The sequence below is a fragment of the Candidatus Nitrospira nitrificans genome, assembly GCF_001458775.1.
Taxonomy (GTDB): domain Bacteria; phylum Nitrospirota; class Nitrospiria; order Nitrospirales; family Nitrospiraceae; genus Nitrospira_D; species Nitrospira_D nitrificans.
This window is the reverse complement of sequence record NZ_CZPZ01000005.1, coordinates 118,323-125,151: the sequence shown is the minus strand read 5'-3', so window position 1 is coordinate 125,151 and position 6,829 is coordinate 118,323. Positions and strand designations below refer to the sequence as shown.

Genomic DNA, 6,829 nt, shown 5'->3' with positions numbered 1-6,829 from the left:
TCTTTGAACGCCTCCGTATACGACCGTCGTGTCTTCGAGCTCATACTGTCCTCCGATTTCCTCATTCTCCCACTTAGGGAGGTGTCTGTGAAATCGGGGGAAGGGCACTCAAGGTGGTAGAAGCGGGAAGAAAGAAGAGCGAACAGAGGTGGATCCGGTTGGTTGGACAGCACTAGGCGTTCCTTACTTATGTGTGTCTGGCGACTTGCTAGGTATGCAAGCTGCGCCCTGTCGTCAGATCGTTAGCGTACACCTGGTCAGGCGTCTGACCGTCAATCGTCTGATGCGGTTTGGTCTGCTTATGGCGGCAATAGATGATACGAGCAAAGCAACTCTAGAAGGGGATATCACTGGGGGTATTTATCCGTGCATTTACCACGATAAGACGATGAATAGCGCGCGGGTCAAAGGTTGGTATGGTGCTCCCGATACGAATTGAACGTACGACCCCCCGGTTTAGGAAAGCTTCCTGGTCATCTCATTTGGCCTACTCAAGGCCCATTCAGGCCAATCCAAGCAATGGTTCAAGTGAAAGCGCAATTACCCGACAAGCTCTCGGCCGGTGGGCCAATCTCCGTTACCGTGTATCTGTCATTGCTTAACAGCTCCGTAGCCTTGCCGAACGGTGGGGAATCTTTTAGTTCCAGGGTAATGCTTCTTCCCCCATACGATGATGGCCTCCAATACCGGTTCTAGGCCTTTCCCTTTTTTTGTCAGAAGATATTCATGGCGTGCGGGATTCTGTTGGTAGGCCCGTCTCGTCACAAGGCCAGCGGCTTCCAGTTTTGCCAGTCTATCTGCAAGGATGTTTGACGCGATCCTTTCCGGAGAGGAGAGGAATTCCTGATAACGTCTCTTGCCCAAGACCAGATCTCGAATAACCAAGAGTGTCCACTTATCGCCAAGGGTATCCAGCACATTGGTGATCGGGCAGTCTGACCGTTTAAATCTCATAGCGGCGCTCATTCTATCAGGTCCCTCGGCAGGACTCACTCCCCCCTATCATCTAAGAGATAAATGAGTCATGGGGGAATACCGTAGCCAAGTAACTTGCATTTTACAAGTTACTTGGCTACAATCGCTTTCGATGGGGCGCGCCTGCTCTTTGCCTGGCAAATGAAATGAGAATAATCATTTGGCTTTGCGGTAAGAAAGGAGGGTTCAGGGATGGATCATTGCTCTACGGAATCGACAAGAAACACTTGGATGCAGAGGGGACGAGGGATCTCCATGTTCCGGACAAACCCAATACTCGACTTACCCAACGAATGAGGAGGGACGAAAGATGCCACTGTGGAAAGTGTATCATCCGGTCGGAGCGTTCACGGCTGAAGATAAAAAGGCGTTGGCCAAGGGGGTGACGGAAGTCTATGCAAGTGTCCCGCTCCCGAAGTTTTATGTGGTGTTCATTTTTGAGGAGGTTGCCAAGGATTCTTGCTTTGTCGGGGGCGTGCCGCATAACAAATTTGTCCGGTTCAAGATCGACCATATTGCGAGGACGCTACCTGGTCCGATCCTCAGAGAATGGTGGGTCAGGACACTGGATGCGGTCATTGCACCGTATGTGAAGGACAGAGGATATGATTGGGAGATCTCCATAGACGAGACACCTGTCGATTTGTGGTCTCTGCAAGGGGAACTAGCTCCGCCGTTTGAATCGGTAGCGGAGAAGCGGTGGGTGAAGGAAAATAAGGCGAGTCCCTATGCGGTCGCGGAAAAACTGCCGGTCAATCTTCTTCTCGCTCCCGGAATAACGGACCGGTAGGTTCCGGCTGAGCCGCCCGTAAGCGTGTGCCGGGCCAATGGGTCGGTGTGGGATGGCATGGAGGACATTGTGGCCGGTGTGAACCGTGCCGCCGAAGCGATTTTATCCTCTGCCGCAGCGCACGAGTGCCGGGAATTAGCTATGACGGAGGCTATGTCGAGTACATGGTTGCTCCCGTAGAAGCGTTGGCGCGGATTCCAGGCGCTCTCTCAAACGTTGAAGCGGCCACCCTATTATGCGCTGGCATCACCACCTTCAACGCGCTTCGCAACAGTGGTGCGCGACCAGGCGACGTGGTCGCCGTCCTCGGCGTGGGTGGTCTCGGCCATTTGGGCGTGCAATTTGCGGCCAAGCAAGATGGGTTTCGAGACGGTGGCGATCGCCAGGGGGAAAGAAAAAGAGGCGTCTGCAAAGAGATGGGGTGCCCGCCACTACATCGACAGCAGCGCACAGAATGTGGCAGAAGCGCTCACCGTGCTCGGCGGTGTAAAGGTCATTCTAGCATCGCCACCAACAGCAAGGCAATGAGTGCAACGATCGGCGGGTTAGCCATCGGCGGGAAACTGATCATAGTTGGTATCGCTGAGGAGCCGGTAGAGGTACCCATCACTCTGAACCGTGTTCTCCACTCATCATGCGGTCGTCTCCCCCGATTTTGCGGACACCTTACTTAAGGCTCATCATGGGCCAGGAGGGGTGTCATGGGAGCACGACGGAAGTTTTCAGCAGAGTACACACGCGAAGCGGTGGCGATGCTCGACGCACCTGGAGTGACAGTGAGCCAAATCGCGACCGACCTCGGGGTTGGCCTGTTGGACGTTGGCGACGTGAACTGCGTCGTCAGCCGCAGCAGGCTTTTATGGGCAATGGGCGCTCCCGGGATGAAGAGCTGAGCCAGCTGCGTCGAGAGTTGGCACGTGTGACGAGGGAGCGGGATTTTTTGCGAGAAGCGGCAGCGTTCTTCGCGAGAGCGTTGACGTGAGGTTTCGGATGATCCAACGATGCCGCGACGGGGTTCCCATCCTTGATGTGTCGCTGTTTACGGGTGTCGGCCAGTGGGTATTACGGTTGGGCGGCGCGCCCACCCAGTGCCCGTGCTCAGGAGAACGCGCGGCTGTTAAGCGCATGCGTGCCCTGCATACCGAGCACGATGGCGTGATCGGAAGTCCCCGGATGTGTGGCCCATGGCGTTGAGAGTAGTACAAAGAGCCACAAGATCAGGCGGGTCGATATGACGCCACAGCTCGCCAAGACGTTGCAGACGTTGAAGGAAACGAGAAGTCTTGAGGCGTCTATGGAAGGCGTTCCGATGCCGGAGTATGTCTTTGTTACCCCGTCCTGGACACGATGGGATGACTCGAATTTACGCGGAGCATTCAGGGAGCTATTGACGAAGGCCGAGATTCGACATGTCCGGTTCCACGATCTCCGGCACACGTACGCGTCACTGATGGCCAAAGCAGGCGCACCGCCGAAGTATGTTCAAGAACAACTTGGCCAATAGCAGTATTCAAGTCACGATGGATATTTATTCTCATCTGTTCCCAGGCGGAGGCCAAGAGTGGGTTCATAAGTTTGGAGACTTGTTAACGCCAAATGCACCTCAGGCGCACCCAGACACTTCAGGGGTACAGGACAGGATGCACAAGCTGGGGGGTGAAGTACTTGATTCTGAAGGGAAAGATTTGGTGCCCCCGATACGAATTGAACGTACGACCCGCGGTTTAGGAAACCGCTGCTCTATCCAACTGAGCTACGGGGGCGTGGCTGAACTGTATCGTACTGATGGGCAGATTGGAAGGGGAGGGATACCCTTTCTTGGAGCGCACTCCTATCCGCAACACCCACCGGCGAAGACTTGCCGCTGGCGGTGAGCATTCCAACAAACTGGGCAATGTTGAACTGTGGAGTGCGTAAGCCGTCGATCGATTCCATCAGCCGTTCGACGAGTATGCCGCAATCAGAACAGGGGCCTGTCCGCACTGATGGTGCGCTAGGCTCTTGGACTGTCATGGTTCGTCAATTTTGTATTCAGCCGGACATGGCGATTACAAACTGTCGACATGAACTGGTTTCTTTGTTTGGGCCGCAGTAAGCTTCGAAAACGCTCCACCAGCGAGCCTGGAGTGCTTCGTCCCAAGCCCCGCTGGATGCTCTGCAACCGATTGTCCAGTGCCGCCACTGTCCTTTCCAAATCCATCAACTGATCTTTCGTGAGAGAGATTGATTCTGTCGCGAGCATCGTTTCCTCCTTTCGATAGGCTAGACGGCACAATGCCTGATCACACCGATGACGATCCCTTCGATCTGAAATGCATCCGATGGCCGGACCAGGATCGACTGCATCGTCTCATTAGCTGGACGAAGTTCAATGTGAGTAGCCTTCTTGAGGTATGTCTTGATCGTGGCCTCGCCATTGACCAGGGCGACGACGGTCTGCCCGTTGTTGGCCGTAGCTTGTTTGTGCACAACCACGAAATCGCCGGGTAAAATGCCGTCGTCTTTCATGGATTCTCCCGTGACCTTTAATGCAAAGGTCTCTCCGCTCCGCAACATGCTCGAGGGGATCTCCACGAGTTCCGATTGTGGCACCGGCTCGATCGGATAGCCGGCTGCAACGAGACCGGCCATTGGAACGGCCGTCTTACGTCGTAATTGATTCAGCACCACCGAGACGACACCGGGAATCCGTCGCATGCCGGCTTCATACCGTGCCACGGACACCCGAGTAGTGTGCAAGGCGTCGGCAAGTTCCTGCTGCGTGAGGCCTAGCTCTTCTCGGATATCTTTAAGGTCTCTTGATTTCATGATGTAGCCATTGGTAACACTGTTGTGCTCTCCAAGTCAAGTGAATAGTCGGGATATTTGTGAAACGCTTGTGCATAACTTTTCTGCTGGAAAAATATTTCTCAGCTGGAGCAAACAAACACGAGTCAGCATTGAACCAACGAACTCTTTCAGGTTTCTTCTTGCAAAGGGATCAGAATCTACAAGATGTAGCGTCATGCTTTCGCTATCATACAATGATTAAAAAGTAGGCAAAAATGTCGCGTAAGGAGCATTTCGCAGGTTCACGCATCACAAGGAGAGTTGCGCACAGGTTTATCCACAGAAACTGGGGAGGGAGAAACAGTCTAAAGTGGAAGATGGTTATAGGCGTGGAACGAGATGCGCAGAGCCTATTTCGAAGACAGTCTGCATTGTCAATAAAACGCCATTCACTCAATGTAGATGAGCATGTGACGAGAGCTGCGAAGGCAGAGTGAGCCGAGATTTCTTATCCGTGTCCAAGCCACTATTCCACCAACTCTTCATTCATTGCCACCGCTTTGACATGGGCACATACCCGTTGCCCAGACTTCAGTCCCAAGGTCGCGAGCGATTTTCTGGTGATGCTCGCGATCAGTGGTGATCCAATATCCAACAAGACGTCCACCGACGACTGATTCAACTCTCGAACTTCAACGATCGTCGCTTCGAGAATATTCAACACACTAGTCGGGGAATCGGTTCGGCCGACGACGAGGCTGACATCGCTGGAGAGGATATGGACGCGCACATCCTGCCCGACGGTGGCGGATTGCAGTGGAACGAACAGCGATTGTCCCAGGAATGCCAACTGAGTGAGGCCGTACTCCGGGTCGTGACCGGATACACGGGCATCTAGAACCGCTCCCACGCGGTGTGCTCCGAAGCTCCCCCGAAAGTCCAGCGAAGTGAGTACCTCATTGAGTGTGCCGGTGCCTATGAGTTTGCCATCTTTTAACAGGACGACTCGGTCCGCGAGTTGGAGGATTTCACTGATCGCATGGCTGACGTACATCACCGGGATGGCCAACTCCTCATGAAGGCAGCGTATGAACCGAAGGAGCTCTTGCTTACGTTGAATATCGAGCGAGGCGAGCGGTTCATCCAGCAATAGCAATTGTGGACTGGTCAGCAGCGCGCGGCCGATCGCCACTCGCTGCTGCTCGCCGCCGGAGAGCTTGTGGATGCGGCGTTCAAGAAGATGGCCGATTCCCAGAATCTCGACAACGTGCTCGATGGCAATGCGGCGTTCTTCCACGGGGACCCGCTTATAACCGTACAGAAGATTCGCGCGCACGTTGTAATGAGGAAACAAGCGAGGTTCTTGGAAGACATATCCGATGGGGCGTTTATGGAGCGGCAGGCACAAACCGACCTTTTCGTCCTGCCAGACATCGTTGCCGAATTGCATAAAACCATCTGATGCTCGCTCAAGTCCGGCCAAGCATCTCAAAAAAGTGGTCTTTCCCGATCCGGACGGTCCGAAAATCGCGGTAATGCCCGACATCGGTACGTCTATATCGACGTTCAGACGAAAATTGGGAAATCGCACATCAAAGTGTGCCAGTAAATGACTCATGAGACGTGTATGGGAAATCGGCGATTCGCGATATAGACCGCTAGCAATACCAGGAACGAAAAGATCAGCATGAAGGCAGAGGCCGCATGCGCTTGGGCATATTCCCCGAGTTCGACATGCTCGAAGATGGTGGTGGAGAGGACACGTGTTTGTCCCGGAATCGACCCTCCGACCATGAGCACCACGCCAAACTCACCCATCGTATGCGCAAACCCGAGCACGATCGCACTGATATATCCCCGCAGTGCGATCGGAGAAATGACAGTCACAAACGCGTCCCACTTCGAGGCGCGGAGCGACCAAGCAGCTTCAAGCGGAGCTTTACCGACCGCTTCAAACGCGCTTTGCAGCGGCTGAATGACGAATGGCATCGAATAAAAAACAGATGCGATCACTAGACCGGTGAAGGTGAATGCCAGTGAGAGATCTGCAAGACGACCGAGCGGTCCATAAGGACCAAGCGCGACGAGAATGTAGAATCCCAGGACCGTGGGAGGGAGCACGATCGGAAGCGCGACCACGGCTTCCACGATAGGTCTCACTCGGGATCGAGTATGGGCCAGCCACCAAGCGAGAGGCGTGCCAACGATCAATAGAATGATCACGGTCATCGTCGCCAGCCGTACGCTGACCCACAGTGCGTTCAGATCAAGGTCTGTCAAGATTGCCATGGGACT

At 54.2% G+C, this 6,829-nt stretch carries 7 protein-coding genes, 1 tRNA gene and 1 pseudogene; 4 read left to right on the top strand and 5 right to left on the bottom strand.

Going from position 1 to position 6,829, the window contains the following annotated elements; genetic code table 11:
- Positions 1–591: 591 nt before the first annotated feature.
- Positions 592–954, bottom strand: a complete 363-nt coding sequence (locus COMA2_RS04950) for a winged helix-turn-helix transcriptional regulator (protein ID WP_090895206.1) — start codon at positions 952–954, stop codon at positions 592–594.
- 331 nt (positions 955–1,285) lie between these two features.
- On the opposite strand from COMA2_RS04950, the gene COMA2_RS04945 reads away from it, so the two are divergent.
- The 4 genes and pseudogenes from COMA2_RS04945 to COMA2_RS04930 all read left to right on the top strand — a co-directional run bounded on the left by COMA2_RS04945 (position 1,286) and on the right by COMA2_RS04930 (position 3,269).
- A complete protein-coding gene (locus COMA2_RS04945; RefSeq protein WP_090895204.1) occupies positions 1,286–1,765 on the top strand; it encodes a tautomerase family protein in 480 nt (159 codons plus the stop codon).
- Positions 1,766–1,797: 32 nt separating this feature from the next.
- Positions 1,798–2,373: pseudogene (locus COMA2_RS21045) on the top strand (zinc-binding dehydrogenase); the annotation flags it as partial.
- A 382-nt stretch (positions 2,374–2,755) separates the two neighbouring features.
- The gene (locus COMA2_RS20430; protein WP_217490625.1) at positions 2,756–2,959 is read left to right on the top strand and encodes a hypothetical protein; all 204 of its coding nucleotides are present in this window, start codon (positions 2,756–2,758) and stop codon (positions 2,957–2,959) included.
- Entirely contained in the window at positions 2,943–3,269 is a 327-nt protein-coding gene (locus tag COMA2_RS04930) for a tyrosine-type recombinase/integrase (protein ID WP_281176427.1), read from the top strand. The genes COMA2_RS20430 and COMA2_RS04930 overlap by 17 nt, the downstream gene beginning before the upstream one ends.
- A gap of 182 nt (positions 3,270–3,451) precedes the next feature.
- On the opposite strand, the gene COMA2_RS04925 is transcribed toward COMA2_RS04930, so the two are convergent.
- The 4 genes from COMA2_RS04925 to modB form a co-directional block, all read right to left on the bottom strand.
- A tRNA-Arg gene (locus tag COMA2_RS04925) sits at positions 3,452–3,528 on the bottom strand.
- 499 nt (positions 3,529–4,027) lie between these two features.
- Positions 4,028–4,573, bottom strand: a complete 546-nt coding sequence (lexA, locus tag COMA2_RS04915; protein ID WP_245630881.1) for a transcriptional repressor LexA — start codon at positions 4,571–4,573, stop codon at positions 4,028–4,030.
- Between the two features lie 487 nt (positions 4,574–5,060).
- Positions 5,061–6,152, bottom strand: a complete 1,092-nt coding sequence (modC, locus tag COMA2_RS04910) for a molybdenum ABC transporter ATP-binding protein (protein ID WP_090895196.1) — start codon at positions 6,150–6,152, stop codon at positions 5,061–5,063.
- Positions 6,149–6,823: a molybdate ABC transporter permease subunit gene (modB, locus tag COMA2_RS04905; RefSeq protein WP_090895194.1), complete on the bottom strand. Its 675-nt coding sequence runs from the start codon at positions 6,821–6,823 to the stop codon at positions 6,149–6,151. Before modB ends, modC begins: the two co-directional genes overlap by 4 nt.
- Positions 6,824–6,829 lie beyond the last annotated feature (6 nt).